This is a genomic window from Aquabacterium sp. A3 (assembly GCF_038069945.1).
Classification (GTDB): Bacteria; Pseudomonadota; Gammaproteobacteria; order Burkholderiales; family Burkholderiaceae_C; genus Aquabacterium.
The window spans coordinates 162,211-176,456 of sequence record NZ_JBBPEV010000003.1 but is presented as its reverse complement, the minus strand read 5'-3'; the positions used below and the strand labels follow the sequence as shown (position 1 = coordinate 176,456).

12 protein-coding genes are annotated in these 14,246 nt (G+C 66.5%); 2 read left to right on the top strand and 10 right to left on the bottom strand.

The window, feature by feature from the left end; all coding sequences use genetic code 11:
- Window positions 1–2: 2 nt before the first annotated feature.
- The 4 genes from WNB94_RS12480 to WNB94_RS12465 form a co-directional block, all read right to left on the bottom strand.
- Window positions 3–1,217, bottom strand: a complete 1,215-nt coding sequence (locus WNB94_RS12480) for a CaiB/BaiF CoA transferase family protein (protein WP_341390734.1) — start codon at window positions 1,215–1,217, stop codon at window positions 3–5.
- Between the two features lie 70 nt (window positions 1,218–1,287).
- The gene (locus tag WNB94_RS12475; protein WP_341390733.1) at window positions 1,288–1,734 is read right to left on the bottom strand and encodes an ExbD/TolR family protein; all 447 of its coding nucleotides are present in this window, start codon (window positions 1,732–1,734) and stop codon (window positions 1,288–1,290) included.
- A 10-nt stretch (window positions 1,735–1,744) separates the two neighbouring features.
- The gene (locus WNB94_RS12470; RefSeq protein ID WP_341390732.1) at window positions 1,745–2,545 is read right to left on the bottom strand and encodes a MotA/TolQ/ExbB proton channel family protein; all 801 of its coding nucleotides are present in this window, start codon (window positions 2,543–2,545) and stop codon (window positions 1,745–1,747) included.
- On the bottom strand, window positions 2,542–3,321 hold the full coding sequence (locus tag WNB94_RS12465) for an energy transducer TonB (RefSeq protein ID WP_341390731.1): 780 nt from the start codon (window positions 3,319–3,321) through the stop codon (window positions 2,542–2,544). Before WNB94_RS12465 ends, WNB94_RS12470 begins: the two co-directional genes overlap by 4 nt.
- 187 nt (window positions 3,322–3,508) lie before the next feature.
- Here WNB94_RS12465 and tssA point away from each other — a divergent pair, with 187 nt between their 5' ends.
- Window positions 3,509–4,597, top strand: coding sequence for a type VI secretion system protein TssA (gene tssA, locus WNB94_RS12460; RefSeq protein ID WP_341390730.1), 1,089 nt, complete (start codon window positions 3,509–3,511; stop codon window positions 4,595–4,597).
- Between the two features lie 9 nt (window positions 4,598–4,606).
- Here tssA and WNB94_RS12455 read toward each other — a convergent pair whose 3' ends face one another.
- The 6 genes from WNB94_RS12455 to WNB94_RS12430 form a co-directional block, all read right to left on the bottom strand.
- Complete coding sequence (locus WNB94_RS12455) at window positions 4,607–5,365, bottom strand: OmpA family protein (protein ID WP_341390729.1); 759 nt, start codon at window positions 5,363–5,365, stop codon at window positions 4,607–4,609.
- A gap of 70 nt (window positions 5,366–5,435) precedes the next feature.
- Window positions 5,436–6,425, bottom strand: coding sequence for a type VI secretion system-associated protein TagF (tagF, locus tag WNB94_RS12450; protein WP_341390728.1), 990 nt, complete (start codon window positions 6,423–6,425; stop codon window positions 5,436–5,438).
- On the bottom strand, window positions 6,422–10,225 hold the full coding sequence (gene tssM / locus WNB94_RS12445) for a type VI secretion system membrane subunit TssM (RefSeq protein WP_341390727.1): 3,804 nt from the start codon (window positions 10,223–10,225) through the stop codon (window positions 6,422–6,424). Before tssM ends, tagF begins: the two co-directional genes overlap by 4 nt.
- 16 nt (window positions 10,226–10,241) lie before the next feature.
- Complete coding sequence (locus WNB94_RS12440) at window positions 10,242–11,837, bottom strand: hypothetical protein (RefSeq protein ID WP_341390726.1); 1,596 nt, start codon at window positions 11,835–11,837, stop codon at window positions 10,242–10,244.
- A 46-nt stretch (window positions 11,838–11,883) separates the two neighbouring features.
- The gene (locus tag WNB94_RS12435; RefSeq protein WP_341390725.1) at window positions 11,884–12,153 is read right to left on the bottom strand and encodes a PAAR domain-containing protein; all 270 of its coding nucleotides are present in this window, start codon (window positions 12,151–12,153) and stop codon (window positions 11,884–11,886) included.
- A 91-nt stretch (window positions 12,154–12,244) separates the two neighbouring features.
- Window positions 12,245–13,102 (bottom strand): M15 family metallopeptidase, encoded by an 858-nt coding sequence (locus WNB94_RS12430; protein ID WP_341390724.1) that lies wholly within the window; start codon window positions 13,100–13,102, stop codon window positions 12,245–12,247.
- A 275-nt stretch (window positions 13,103–13,377) separates the two neighbouring features.
- Between WNB94_RS12430 and WNB94_RS12425 the strand changes: the two genes are divergently transcribed.
- On the top strand, window positions 13,378–14,244 hold the full coding sequence (locus tag WNB94_RS12425; RefSeq protein WP_341390723.1) for a hypothetical protein: 867 nt from the start codon (window positions 13,378–13,380) through the stop codon (window positions 14,242–14,244).
- The last annotated feature ends 2 nt before the right edge of the window (window positions 14,245–14,246 follow it).

Genomic DNA, 14,246 nt, shown 5'->3' with positions numbered 1-14,246 from the left:
CCTCAACGCTCGGGGCGCAAGCGCCCCAAAACCTCGTCCGTGTCCTCGCCCAGCACGGGCGCGCGCCGCGTGATGGCCCCGGGCGTGGCCGACAGCTTGGGCACGATGCCCGGCACCTCGACGGTGAGGCCCTCAGGCGTGGTGACGGGCAGGATCATGTCGCGGGCACGGTAGTGCGGGTCGTGCGCGATGTCTTCGGCGGTGTAGATGCGGCCCACCGGCACGCTGGCGGCGTTCAACACCTCCAGCACCTGGGCCACCGCGCGCCGAGACGTCCACGCCCCGATGGCCGCATCGATCTCTGCCACCCGCCGGACGCGCCCCGGGTTGGACGCCAGCTCGGCATCGGTGGCCAGGTCGTCTCGCCCGATGGCGATCATCAGCCGCTTGAAGATGGAGTCGCCATTGCCGCCAATCACCACCATGCCATCAGCACAGGGGTAGGCGTTGCTGGGCGCGATGCCTGGCAGCGCCGAGCCCGCCGGCTGGCGCACCGCCCCGAAGGCGCTGTACTCGGGCAGCAGGCTTTCCATGCAGTTGAACACGGCCTCGTACAAGGCCACGTCCACCACCTGGCCACGGCCTTTGGGCGCCTCGGCGCTGACGCTGGCGTGGCGGGCCTGCAGGGCCAGCAGCACCCCGATCACGCCATGCAAGGCGGCCAAGGTGTCGCCCAGGCTGACGCCCGCACGCACGGGCGCCCGACCGGGTTCGCCATTGAGGTAACGCATGCCCCCCATGGCCTCGGCCACCACGGCGAAGCCCGGGCGGTCTTTGTAGGGGCCGCTTTGGCCATAGCCGCTGATGCGCAGCATGATGAGGCCAGGGTTGCGCGCGCTGAGCTGCTCGTAGCCCATGCCCCACTTTTCCATGGTGCCGGGCTTGAAGTTCTCGATCAGCACGTCGGCCTCGTCGATGAGGCGTGCGGCCAGCTCGCGCCCTTCGGGCGTGCGCAGGTCCAGCACCACGCTCTTCTTGTTGCGGCTTTGCACCTGCCACCACACGCTGGTGCCTTCGTGCAGCATGCGCCACTGGCGCAACGGGTCGCCACCAGCCGCAGCCTCGGTGGCCGGGGGCTCGATCTTGATGACCTCGGCCCCGAAATCGGCCAGGGTCTTGCCCGCAAACGGGCCCGCAATCAACTGGCCCAGTTCAAGCACCTTCAGGCCCGCCAGGGCCTGAGGAGGGATGGAAGGGATGGAGGCGGCGCTGTTCATGGCACCGCATGGTAAGGGCAAAGATGCGACGGCAACGACCGAGCATCAACGGATTCAGCGCCCTGCAGCCTCAGCGAGAGGCCGCCGCAGAGGGGGCCACCACCGGCCCCGGATCGGTCACAAAGCTGATCTTGGAGACGCCCGCCTTGGACGCATCTGCCAGGGTCTCGGCCACGGCGCGGTACGGCACCGCCTGATCGGCCCGCAGGTGCAGCTCGGGCGGGGTGGGCTTGGCACCCTCCAGCGCCAACCGGGCCACCAGCGCCTCACGACTCAGGGCCTGACCGTTCCAGTAACGCACGCCGTTGGCATCGATCGACAAGTCCACCTTCTCGCTCTGGGCCGACATCACCTGCGCGCTGGCTTTGGGCAGATCCAGCTTGACGGAATGGCTGAGCAAGGGCGCCGTCACGATGAAGATCACCAACAGCACCAGCATCACATCAATGAGCGGCACCATGTTGATCTCGGCCAGGGGCGCGCTGCCCCGTTTGTCGTCAAAACTTGCGAAGGCCATGACCGTTACCTCAAGACGTGGCGCCAGCCTTGAGGCTGCGCACGTTGCCACCACCATCGCCCCCTGAAGAGGTCTTCAGGGTCTGGCCCGTCGACAGGAAGGCGAACAACTCGAACGCGAAGGCATCCAGCCGAGCACCCCAGACGCGGTTGCTGCGCGTCAGCCAGTTGTAGGCCATCACGGCGGGAATGGCCACCGCCAAGCCCACCCCGGTCATGATCAGGGCCTCACCCACCGGGCCCGCCACCTTGTCCAGCGTGCCAGCACCCGTCATCCCGATCGCAATCAGGGCGTGATAGACGCCCCACACCGTGCCGAACAGCCCCACAAAGGGCGCTGTGGCACCGATGGTGGCCAACACGGCCAGGCCGCTTTCCATGCGCATGGTTTCTTCATCCAGCACCTTCTTGATGGTGCGGGTCAGGAATTCTTGCGCGCTGCCGGCTTCTTCCAGCTTGGCCGCGCCATAACGCGCATGGTGCGCCTGGGCGTGCATGGCATGGGCCGTGAGGTGGGCAAACGGTTCGCTGGCCCCGTGCGTGGCAATTTCGTGTTGAACGGCCTCCAGCGAGGTGGCGTTCCAGAAAAAGTTCAGGAACGCCTTGCTCCGCTTTTGTCGTCGCATCAGGGCCACCCCCTTGATCACGATGAGCGACCACGACACCAGCGACATCAGCACCAGGATGATGAACAGGCCTTTGCCCACGGCGTCAGACTGCGCGATGAAGTGGGCAAACCCCATCTCTGGCGCTGGCGCCGAGGACACCTCGACGGTTTCGGTCAGGGGCGTGGTGTTGATTGAATTGCTCATTGGTCTTCCAGTTGAAATGTCAGGGGCGCCACCACCCACACGGCGCGCGGCACCCCGTCCTCCAGATGCGGTTGAAATCGAGCCTGGCGCATGGCCTGCACGGCTTGTTGATCCAGTCGGCTGAAGCCTGAAGACTGCAACACCAAAACGTCTTTGGTGCGCCCTTGCTCGTCAACCAACACCTTCAGACGCACCACACCAGACTCACCCAGTTCGCGGGAAATGCGGGGGTACACCAAGGACGGCGGCACCAGGTACCGCACCGCTGACGACGGCAGCACCTTGGGCGCCGGCGGGGCCACGGGCGCCAGCGTGCTGGGCCCCGATGCAGGCGCGGCAGCCGCCGTCACGGGCCCCGGCGGGGCAGACGTGCTGGCCGGTGCGTCCTGCGCCGGTGTGTCCTGTATCGGCTTGACGGGGGCAGGTGCTGGCGCTGCCACGGTGGCATCCTGTGGGGTTTTGGCCGCAACGGCCACGGGCGCAGGCGCTGGTCGAGCCGGTGGCACGGGCGTGGGTCGAGGCGCCGGCGGCACAGGCACAGGCTCTGGCGTGACCGATGGCGCCGCCGGTGGCGTGGGCTCGTCACTGATCAGGGCCACCGTGATGGGCGGCGCCCCTGCTGGCATCGTCACCGTGTCTGCATGAAACCAGATGCCCCAGGCGGCAGCCAGGTGCAGCACAACCACCCCCGCGGCCAATGCCACGCGCTGAGGGGCGGACAGATCCGACACAGGCCCCAGACCGGGAGAAAACGAGGGCATCGACAGGGTGTTCATGGCGAGCGCATCTTAGCATCAAAATAGTTATTGCGAATCACTCTCAGTTAATGTGTGCTGTGCACACCGTGTTACAGATTGATGGCCGACCAGAGAATCCAGCACGGCACCCTGTGGGAAGATCTCGACCGTCGGGCACCGCGCCCGACCATGACATTTGGCTGCGCTGACAGCCTCAGGGATAGAGATGGATTTGGACACTTTGTTTGCCGCCGTCGACGGGTCCAACCCGTGCGGCGAAGACCTGTCGTTTTCTCACGAGTTTGACCACATCGCCGAGTTGCGGCGAGAAGACGACCCCACGCTGGACCAAGGCGAGTGGGTGACCCCTTTGAAGGTGGCCGATTGGGGCGGTGTGGCGCGCCTGTGTGAGCAACTGCTCAGAGAACGCTCCAAAGACCTGCGATTGGCCATGTGGCTGACTGAAGCCTGGGCCGTGCAAGATGGCTATGCCGGTCTGTTGCGCGGCATGCGCCTGTGTCATGGCCTGTGTGAACGCTACTGGGACAACCTGCACCCCGCGCTGGACGACGGAGACCCCGAGCAACGCGTCGGCAATCTGCGGTGGCTGCTTCAGAAAACCGTGTCCCTGGCCACCAGCCTGCCCGTCACGCAAGGGCGCGGCCCACACCACGCCACGTACAGCCTGCGCTCGCTTCAAGAGGCCCGGCACCTGCAACAACAGCCCCCCCAGGGGCAAGACACTGTGCAAGGCACGAACACCGGGGCCCTGACCCCTGAGGTGTTCATGCGGGCGCTCAAAGACACGCCAGTGCACCACCTGCAGCAGCAACTGACGCTGCTGTCCGACCTCCAGGCCAGTGTGCGGGCCCTGCAAAGCTGGATCGATGCCAAGGTGGGAGACGACGGCCCCAGCTTCGTGGCGGCCAAGGAGGCCCTCGCACAAGCCCACCACGAGCTGCATCGACTGATGCGTGAGGCGGGGATGGCATCAGAGGCCGCACAGGATGACCATGGCCGCGAGGCCTTGCCTGCACACACCGACCAGGGCGAAACACCAACGGCGCCCGTCGGTCGGGCCAGCGGGCCCCTGCAGTCACGCCAGCAAGCGCTGCAGCAGCTGCGCGAGGTCGCGGCCTACTTTCGTCGCACCGAACCACACAGCCCCGTGACCTACCTGGCCGACAAGGCGGTGCGCTGGGGAGACATGCCCCTGCACGAGTGGTTGCGCCAGGTGGTCAAGGACCAGGGGTCCTTGTCGCACCTGGAAGAGCTGCTGGGGCTGACACGGCCAGCCGACGAGCCAGGGCAGTGAGGCCAGCGCTCACGAGCCCACACGGAACTCGATGCGGCGGTTGCGGGCTCGCCCCTGCTCGGTGAGGTTGTCGGCCACCGGCTGATCGGGCCCCATCCCCGAGGTGGCAATGCGCTCGTTGTCCAGGCCACGTCCCACCAGATAGGACTTCACGGCCTGAGCGCGCGCCAGCGACAACGCCACATTGGACGCACGCGAACCCTGGGCATCGGTGTGCCCGATGACCTCCACGCGGCGCTCGCCGAGCGTCAGCAAAGCCTTGGCCAGTTCGTCCAGGATCAAGGCACCTTCCGGACGCAAGACCGCGCTGCCGGGCTCGAACTCGATGATGCGATTGGCCAGGGTCTTGTCCACGACCTCTTGTTCGCGAACGGCCACGCGCAGCCCATTGCGCACGGTGTAGGTCGGGTTGAGCGACGTGGCCAGCTGACTGACCACCTCCTGGCGAACCAGCTCGTTGGGCACTTCGCCCTTGAGCTCGACGGTCTGGCCCTGCACCACCAGTTGACCATGCCGAACCTGCTTGAGCTGCGGGCCCAACAACCGGTGCACATACTGGCTCCACTGAGGCGGTGCGACCACAGGCCCCAGCGCCAGTTGATCCACCACACGGTCGCTGCCATAGACCTCGCGCAGGCGCGTCAGGATGGCCACACGGGTGGCTTCGTCCGGCACGGTACCTGACGCCACCACCTGCCCGGCGCCCACCACGGTGGCGGCCTCGGGCGACTGTGCCCAGGACGGCCATGGCGCACATGACAAGAGCATGGCACCCAGACACGCCACCGGCCACCGCCATGCAGCCCTCTGTCGAAAGCAGCTTCCCCATGCAGACATGTCAAACCCCCAGAAAGACTTCACGGTAGATGGCCAAGGCCTGCCCCAAGGACAGCCCCGGATCACGCAGGTAGTTCGACAGCTTGCGCAAGCCGGCATCCTGTGCGACGTCGGATTCCACCCACTCCGATTGATCCAGGCTGACCGTGTGTGTGGCCTTGGCCTGGGCATCGATGGCGGCCAGCAGGCCAACGGCCGAAGCGCCCTGGAAGCCCAGCAACAGCTCCGCGCCGCGCTCACGCGGCACGATGAACACACCCAGCTCCAAGGCATGCCGGTCAAAAAATCCATGGACCAGGCTGAGCCACCAGGCAGCCACCGCCGTGCGCACGGCTGGCTCTGCCGGCAACGGAAGACGCAAGACCTTGGTGAGGCGGCCCGCCCCTTGGGCCATGGCCGGTGTCAGCAACAGACCCAGGGCGAGCATGGACTGGCGCACCGACCACTCGCACCCCACGGCATGCAGCATTTGCTCCAGGCTGGCCAGCGTGTGGCTGTCCAGAAAATCGGCCAGCGCAGACATGGCAGCGTCCACATCCACCGCGCATGGCAGCGGGGCGTTGAGGCTGGCCTGCGCGTGCTCCAGTGCGGTGGCCGCATGGGCCACGCGGGCCACCTGCTCTACGCGCAACCACAGGCGGTCGAGGGCCATGGGCACCGCAGGCCAAAGAGCGCTGGAGGTCGGCAGCTCGAACGTGCCCGCCGCGACGAATGGAAAGCGGCGCCCGGACGAGTCGACGCTGGGCAGCCAATGCCCCGCCAGGGCCGTGCGGCTGCCCGTGCCCAACACCGCAAACACCAGGCCAGGGGCCTGGTCGTAGATCAGCTTCCAGCGGGGATCGGTGGACAGGCGGTCCATCAGCTGCGACTGCCATCGGTCCAGTTGATCCACAAACGCCGGATGCTGCACGCTTCGGATGAAGTCGCCCCGGGCGGGCACCTTGCCAAAGTACAGCAGTTCGCCTTGAAGCCCAGTGGCCGCCACGCTCATGGTTGACCTCCGTTGACGTCCAGTCCGGCCACCTGGGCGGGCAAGGCGCCCGTGGGGCCTGACCTCGCATGGGCACCAGTGCTGGCAGCAGGTGCTGACGCCCCCTGCGTGCTGACATTGGAGATGATGCGCAGGCGCACTTTCACGACCGGCTCACCCTGGCCCCATGCCAGCTCAAACACGCCATCATCGAGCTTGCGTCGCTGGGCAGCGTTCACCATTTTTTCCAGGCCAAAGCGGCCCGGCTCATTGAACAGGTCGATGGTGCGGCCCTCGTAGGTGACGGCCGACACACGGGCGCCTGGTGTGCCGGGGCCTGGCCACACATAGTGGGTCCAGCTGGCGGCCCCCTGGCGGTAACGCATGACCTGGCCGTCCACCTCGACCGAATACTCGGTCAGGCCGGGGGCGGCCAGGGGCAGGATCTGGAACACCGTTTGCGCCTCGGCGGGCGGTGCGGCACCCGCCCCAGCCTGGTTGGCTGCGCCTTGCCCATTGAGCGGGGCCAACCAACCCGCCACCCCCTGCACAAAGGCGGGCTGCAAACGCACACCGATGTCGGCCCAGGCGCGCGGTGTCAGCACATCGCCACGGCGCAGCACCAACTCGGTCAGCGTCTTGTCAACATACTGGGCGACCGCGCCGCTGCTGCCAAAGATCTGCGCGACCTCCTGTGGGCTGGCCTCCATGCGCGACTGGGGATCGAAGGGGTACTTGTTGGCCAGGGTGCGTTGAAAGGGCTCATACACCTGCGCCGTCCAGACACGGTTGAGCTCTTGCTCGGCGGGTGCCACCACCACCGCAAAGGCCTGCATCAATGGCCGCACCAGGATGGGCCGCAAGGCCGCGCGAGCAGACTCGCTCATGCCCACCAGCATCTGCTCATCGACCAACTGCAGGGCTTCGGCCAGCTCACCCTGGCCGGCCAGCGTTTGCGCCATCAACTGGCGGGCCCCGGGTCCAGGGTCACCCTGGGCTTTCATCTGGTTGAAGCGCGTGCGCACCTTGGCCAGTGCGGCCAGGTAGCGGCTCAGCATGGGCTCACCACCTTCGCGCGCCATGACCACCTTGGTCAGCGCGCTGAACTCCTGCCCGATCGGGCCCATGGGAATGGCCTTGAGCTGGTCGGTCTGCAAGTTCACGTCCACATTGGCCCGGCTGGGCGTGGTGCTCATGATGCGCTGTTTGAACCAGCTCAAAAAACGCGTCTGGCCACTGGCCAGGCGGTCATTGAGCAGGCTGGGATTGTCCCAGGAGGTCTGGTCATACAGGGTCTGCAACAGCACGCCCACGGGCGAATGACGGCGATCGCCCAGGCGATTCATGCTGAGCACGGCCTGTTCAAAGCCTCCGAATTCCTGCACCGTGATGCCCTGCATGAATCGCTGCCACTCTTTCACGTACTCAGTCTTGTACATGCGGGTCAGCACTTTCTCGATCTGCTCCGGGCTGCCTTCGAGGGTCAGGTCGTCGGCCACGGCCGTCTTGAGCACCCAGTCGGACGACTGCAGCTCTTTGTTGGCGGCCTCCTTGATGGCCTCCTGTACATAGCCTTCCCAGGCCTCGCGCGTGAACACCCCTGAGACCGCATGGCTGCCACTGACCAGTTGCCGGTCGGCATCCTGAACCAGCCGGGCCACGGTGACCGGCGCGAAGCGGGTGGCCGCCCTGGCCTTGATTTCACCGTAGACGCGCTCGCGCGCCGGCATGCCCTTGACGACCCGCCGCAGGGTGTCTCGGGTCTGGTCCAGCAGCCCCAGGTTGAGATCGAGCTGAGGAAACTCGGGGGCATGGACCTGCGCCAGCGCAAACGACAAGATGCTCTCGGCGTGTCGGATCATCTGCTGACGGGTCATGCTGCCGCGGTTGTCCTCGAGCCAGCCACGCCAGAACCTCGTGAGCTGATCGCTCATGTGGGCACTCTCCAGGCGGCTTCGATCGCCCAGCATGAGGTAAGCCTTCAGTGCGTTGTAGGCTTCGGTCACATCGGCGGCGGACGCGCGCGCATACGGGGACCGCCCGGCGGCTGGCGGCGCTGCAGTCAACATGGCCATGGGGGCGGACTCTTCTTCCACCAGGAGCGTGCCATCGGGGCCACGCTGCAAGGGCTTGAGCTCATCAGCCCGGGCATTGACGTCGGCCAGGTAGGCCTCCATCGCCTGGGCTGCCGGCTGCAGCAGCACCACACGCAGACCGTGAAAGTACTCCTCGCGCAGACGGTCTTCGATCGCGTCGCCCTGGTAGAGGCCCAGCCCGATGGACCAGGGGTGCGTGTCGCGGTAACGCTGCATCTGCTCCAGGCGATCTTGCAAGATCGCCAGCGCCTCCAGCCGGGATTGCAGATCGACCCGCTGGGTCTGTACCTGCTGTGCTTTGACCAGGTCGGCCTCGACATTGGCCACCAACTGCCGGTTGCCCATGTAGGACCACGTCCAGCCCGCCAGCAGCGCCCCCAACAAGAGCACGCCACCAAGGAAGCTGGCATAACGCAAACGCAGCTTGTGGCGGCTGGTGTACTGCTGCACCAGACGCCGGTCGGCAAAGATCACGCGCGAAAACAGCTCTTTGACAAAGAACCCGCTTTGCGAATACACCGCTGCGGCGGTGCCTGGCTGCAACTGCAGGCCGAATTGCTCGGCCACGCGTTGACTGGCGCGGCTGGTGGACTGCCCTTCCTGAACGGCACTGGTGAAGTAAAAGCCCCGGAACACAGGCTGAAACTGATAGGGGTTGTCTTCGAACAGCGTATGGATGAAGGTGCGCAGGGCGGGCTTGAGCGCAGCGAACTCCAGCGGAAAGGTCAACACCCCTGGGGGCAACTGCTCACCCCGGTGCATCGACATGCGGGCCACGGAGGCCTCCTTGAGCCCCTGATACAACACCTCGAAGTGGTGGTCGAAGGCCTCGGCCGCATCGATCCTTCCCTGCACCTGGTAAGGCAAGGTGGCGCCCCAGACCTTGTCACGCTCTGATCGCTCACGGTCCTCAAAGAAGTCCACAAAACCGGCGATGAGGTCGGCTTTGGTGAACATCACGTACACCGGCACGAACACCTCCAGGCGCTCGGTGAGCTCCTGAACGCGCAGGCGCAGCTTGCGGGCCAGTTCAATGCCGAAATCAGCCTTGTGGTTGGCCAGCTCCGCCACGCTCACGGCGATGATCACGCCGTTGAGCGGGGCCTTGGCGCGGTATTTCTTGAGCAGCGAGAGAAAACCCAGCCACTCGTCACGATCTTCTTCATGCACGGCGTAGCGGCCCGCCGTGTCCAGGACGATGCCCTCGCTGGTGAAGTACCAGTCGCAATGGCGTGTGCCGCCAATGCCCTGGATGACGTGGTCGGTGTTTTCCGCAAAAGGGAACTTCAGCCCGGATTTGACAATGGCCGAACTCTTGCCTGCGGCCGGGTTGCCGATGATGGCGTACCAGGGCAGCTCATACAGTGCCGCCGAACCCGACAGCTCACCCAGGCGCGAGGTTTTGATGCGCTTGACCGCCTCGGCCATGCGCTCGCGCAAGGCCGCCACTTCGGCGCCGGAGCCTCGGTGCTCGGCCGCCTTGACGGCGTCGCTGGCCTGGGCGTCCAGCGCCTGCTCCAGCGCGCGGGCCGCACGACGGGCCCGCCAGCGGCGCACCAGCCACACAAACAGCCAGACCACCATCACGCCAAGCAGCAGCGCTGCGGCGCCATACAGGCCCATGCGCAAGGCATCGGCGCTCAGCAGCAGCAAGGCGGCCAGGGCCAACACGCCAATCACGGTCAGTGCCCGTGGATCCAGAAGAAATGACCAGAAACGTTGCATGAACAAATCCTGCAGTTCAAGCGGGCACGGCGTCGGCTGCAGCCTCCGCCGGAGATGGTTCGGGCGCCGCGACGGGTGGCCACGAGCGAACAAGGGGCAAAACCGCCCGGTCACGGGCGTCATGAAGCAGCACGGCCAGTGCCGTCGTCCACGAAGGTTCTTGGCCAAGGCTGGCGGCCGTCAAGGCCAGCATCACAACGGGACGCGCCTGCCCCAGGTCCCCGCACACGGAGCCCAGGCGCATGACCTGGGTGTCCGGGTCCAGCGCGGGGGCGGCTTCCTGCAAGGCCTCGTAGAGCTCAGCAACCCGGCTGGCCCGGTGGTCTGCATCCGTGATCAGCAGCAGTTCTTCCGTCCAGCCCGAAGGCATGGCCAGGCGCTGCGTGGCCTGCAGCAGGGCCAACAGGTGTTGGTGGCCAACGCGGCCCACGGCGTCGGCCGATTTGTCGCGTCGGGCCTGCAAGGGCGCCAGCAAGCACACCGGCTTGTGGTCTTGGTGCGGCCCGTCCAGACCTGGCCAGGCGTGATGCACCAGCAGCGCGCCAGCGGCGGCCTCTCCGGGCACCCGGCCCCGCTGGTGCTGGGCCGTGAACAAGGTGCCGGTGGCTTCCCACTGCGCCACCCTGTCAGGGTCGAGCGCGCTGTCACAACTGAGCAGCAAACACGCCTGGGGACGGGCCTCGCGCGACCACTGCACCAGCAACTGATTCAACTCAGCCCACAGCTGATCGGGCTCTGGCAGTGTCTCGGTCACCCATCGAATGCCCTGGGCACGTTGGGCTTTCGCCCAGTCCAGCACCTCGGCAGCCTGTACCCGAACCCAGTTCACGGCGGCGTCGCGTTCGGCGTCTCGCCAGACAGCCGGCAGGATCAGACGCACCGTGAGCACGGGGGCGCGATCAGCCTGCGCTTGCACCATGGCGGGCGTCACGGCGCGCGCCACACCCGAGAGGTGGTTGGACGCCGGCTCGAACAGCTCAGGGCGACCGCCAGGGGTGGTCTGGGCTGGATCATCCGCCTGTGGCAAGGCATGCAGGACTTCCAGCAACTGGGCCAGCACGGGCTTGAGTCGCCACAAGGCGCGCTGAGCGCCCACCGACCAGGGCAGGCCGTCGGCCGGCGTGGGCCAGGTCGATGCCCCTTCGTCTGGAGCCTGCAGCGCTTCAGCGATCGAATCGTCTTGCTGACCACGCCCACTGAAAATGGGCAAGCCCTGCGCATCGGTCAGCTCGGGGTCCAGTGTGGGCATGGCGTCGCCTCCCTGCACGACGCGCCACAGCGCGGCCACGTCGTCTGCCCCCGGGGCATTGACCGCCTGGGCCACCACCCAGGCCCGAGGCAGGGACACCTCGGGCGGCGGTGTCGATGGCGTTGGCGCCGCTGCGGTGCCAAGGCTGCTGCTGGCCACCACAGGCGGCTGGCGCATACGCTTGATGGCCCAGGCGGCCACCAAAAAGGCGGCCACCAGCAACACAGGCAGCAACAGCAACTGAACCACGATGTCGGCCATGGACACATCACGCCCGCTGGTCTGCCACTGCCACAGGGTGGCCAGCCAGACCAGCGCGCCCACCAGCAACAGCAAACCCGACGCCCGAAGAAGCCTGTTCATGCCTTGTCTGCCTGCATCATCGCCGCCGCCTCACAGATCACCAGCGTCAGCCAGCGGTGGACACCGCTTGCGCGGACAGCAAGGTGGCGCCGCAGGCGCATTTGTCGCCATGGCGGGCGGCAGGCTTGCCGTCAATGACCATGGTGGGGTCGCCGCTGACGATCACGGTGGTACCGCCGTGTCCCTTCTTGGGGCAAGTCACCTTGTCGCCCACACGGGCGATGCGCTTGCCGTGCGTGTCGGTGGTCCCTGAGGCCTCGATGACCTTCCCACCATGGTTCGTGGCGTCGCCCAGGACGATGAAAGGCCTGCCCATGTCGTGCTCCCTGCGGTGTCTGTGTTGTCGTCACCGTTTACAACGGCGCGGGGCGCAGTCTAAAGGCTGAGCTTCAATGCGCGCCCCCCCCTCAGGGGGTGTTGGTGTTACCGCTTGTGTCCGCCTCGAACGCCGGCGCTGGCGGGGCTCGCCGGGCGGCACGCATGGCCTGCTGGACTTCGGGTGTTCGCCACTCGACATGGCCGAGGTCGCGCATCCGCCAGCGGCCACCCCAGGTCAGTCCGTGGGCCTCGGCCACCTGCCCCAGGCGCTCGTAGCCCCGAGCGGCCCAGTCATCCTTCTCTGAAATCACCACGCGCCCGTCGCGCCAGAAGGCCACGTCGGCAGCCACGCCATACTGGTGATAGCTCTGCCACGCGCCGGCCATGGTCACATGGGTGCCCTGGGCCGCCAGTTGGGCCTGACGCTGTGGGCTGCGATAGCCTTCCAGCAACACCAACTCGTAGCCATGCTCGTCTTGCATCACTTTGAAGATGCGCAAGAGACGCTGCATGAATGCGGGCTGGAGTTGCTCCCAGCGGCGATCGGCGGTGGCCGTCATCGGGCGCTCGATTTCGACCTCGGCGGTGGCAAACACCTCTGGCGGCAAGGGCGCGGGGGGCGACAGTTGCTCGCCGGCCAGCAAATGCGCCAGCCGTGGATCGACCGCCTCGACGCGGTCGTCAAAGCCGTCCAGCGTGCGCTCGTTCCATGCCGACCATGCCAGAATCAGCGCCGCCGGGGCACTGAGCAAGACCGCCGTCGACCACACCAGACGGCGCCGACCCGTGACGCTCAGCGGCGCTCCCAGCACGTCGGGTTGATCGCGCCAAGACTGCCACCGCCGCTGCATCCGCCACCACCACAAAGAGGGCTCAGGCCAGCCTTGACGCCATAACTGCCGCCAGGGTCGCCATATCGCCCCGCGCAGCCAAGGGAATGCGAGCATCGCGAGCACGCCGCAACCCAACATGAAATACAACAACACCCACCCTGCTTGCATGGTTCATGTAACCAAAATTTGCGAAACGCCAGCACGGCGCTGGTGTTCCAGAGCCCACTTCGTAGAATGGCAGGCTCATCACGCTGTTCATCTTATCCCGAGGGGCTGCATTGACTTCGACGCCCGGTGGCCATTTTCGCCGCCCAGATCCTGCCAACCAACGCACTCGCCGGACCGGCCCAGACCGTCCGAGCCTGTTCGCGGGCGCAGAGGACGACGTCGTGGACGTGGAGCCCGACCGCATCCGCATCCTGTCGTCGCTTGAGGGTCGGCGCTCGCGCGGCCACACGTCCACCGCTCGGCAGGGACGCCAGCACACAGGTGCCGGTGCGCGCTCGGCACCGCCCACGCGCTGGTGGTCTCATGTGTTGCTGGGCCTCATGGGCATGGGCTTGTTCACGGTGGCGTTGGCGGTCTTCCTGATCATCAAGTCGTCTCGTGACAATGAGTTGCCCCTGACCCGCTGGGACATCGTCACCCCGGCGACCCAGGATGCGGCGAACGACCCGGACACCCTGCTGTCCAGTCAGCCTCCGGGCGCTGGCGTTCTGAGCGCCGAGGTGGCCGAGGCCGAGACCTTCGGCTTGCTGCACCAAGAGACCCTGGACACGACCGAGGTGATGTCCCCCCCTGACGCGGACGGCGCCCTCATTGAAGTGGTCACCTCCACGCCACCACAACCCCCTGTGGCGACGGCAGCGTCTGAGGCCGCGGCCTCGGTGGCAGCGAACGCCCAAGCTGCCGCACCAAAGGTCAGCACACCGACAACGTCAACGACACCGGCACCGGCACCTGCACCTGCACCAACAGCGGCAGCACCACTGGCGGCACTGACGCCGGCGGCACCGGCAACACCGTCGCCCTCCCCCAAACCCAAACCTGCCCCGACCATGGCGACCGCCAGTCCCGCCGCCACGAGCGTTTCTGCCGATGTTCGGCTGCTGGAGGCGGTGTTCCCCAAACACGACCCACGCACGGCCAGCAAGGCCGAGCTCTTCAAGGCCTGCCAGGGCATGACCGGGGCCGAATCGGCCATCTGCCGCGCCCGCATCTGTGTGCAGCACCCGGGCGTGCCGGCCTGTCAATGACC

Excerpts from the sequence above, each read along its gene's own strand:
- WNB94_RS12480 (WP_341390734.1), bottom strand. The coding sequence starts at position 1,217 with ATGAACAGCGCCGCCTCCATCCCTTCCATCCCTCCTCAGGCCCTGGCG.
- WNB94_RS12475 (WP_341390733.1), bottom strand. The coding sequence starts at position 1,734 with ATGGCCTTCGCAAGTTTTGACGACAAACGGGGCAGCGCGCCCCTGGCC.
- WNB94_RS12470 (WP_341390732.1), bottom strand. The coding sequence starts at position 2,545 with ATGAGCAATTCAATCAACACCACGCCCCTGACCGAAACCGTCGAGGTG.
- WNB94_RS12465 (WP_341390731.1), bottom strand. The coding sequence starts at position 3,321 with ATGAACACCCTGTCGATGCCCTCGTTTTCTCCCGGTCTGGGGCCTGTG.
- tssA (WP_341390730.1), top strand. The coding sequence starts at position 3,509 with ATGGATTTGGACACTTTGTTTGCCGCCGTCGACGGGTCCAACCCGTGC.
- WNB94_RS12455 (WP_341390729.1), bottom strand. The coding sequence starts at position 5,365 with ATGCTCTTGTCATGTGCGCCATGGCCGTCCTGGGCACAGTCGCCCGAG.
- tagF (WP_341390728.1), bottom strand. The coding sequence starts at position 6,425 with ATGAGCGTGGCGGCCACTGGGCTTCAAGGCGAACTGCTGTACTTTGGC.
- tssM (WP_341390727.1), bottom strand. The coding sequence starts at position 10,225 with ATGCAACGTTTCTGGTCATTTCTTCTGGATCCACGGGCACTGACCGTG.
- WNB94_RS12440 (WP_341390726.1), bottom strand. The coding sequence starts at position 11,837 with ATGAACAGGCTTCTTCGGGCGTCGGGTTTGCTGTTGCTGGTGGGCGCG.
- WNB94_RS12435 (WP_341390725.1), bottom strand. The coding sequence starts at position 12,153 with ATGGGCAGGCCTTTCATCGTCCTGGGCGACGCCACGAACCATGGTGGG.
- WNB94_RS12430 (WP_341390724.1), bottom strand. The coding sequence starts at position 13,102 with ATGCTCGCATTCCCTTGGCTGCGCGGGGCGATATGGCGACCCTGGCGG.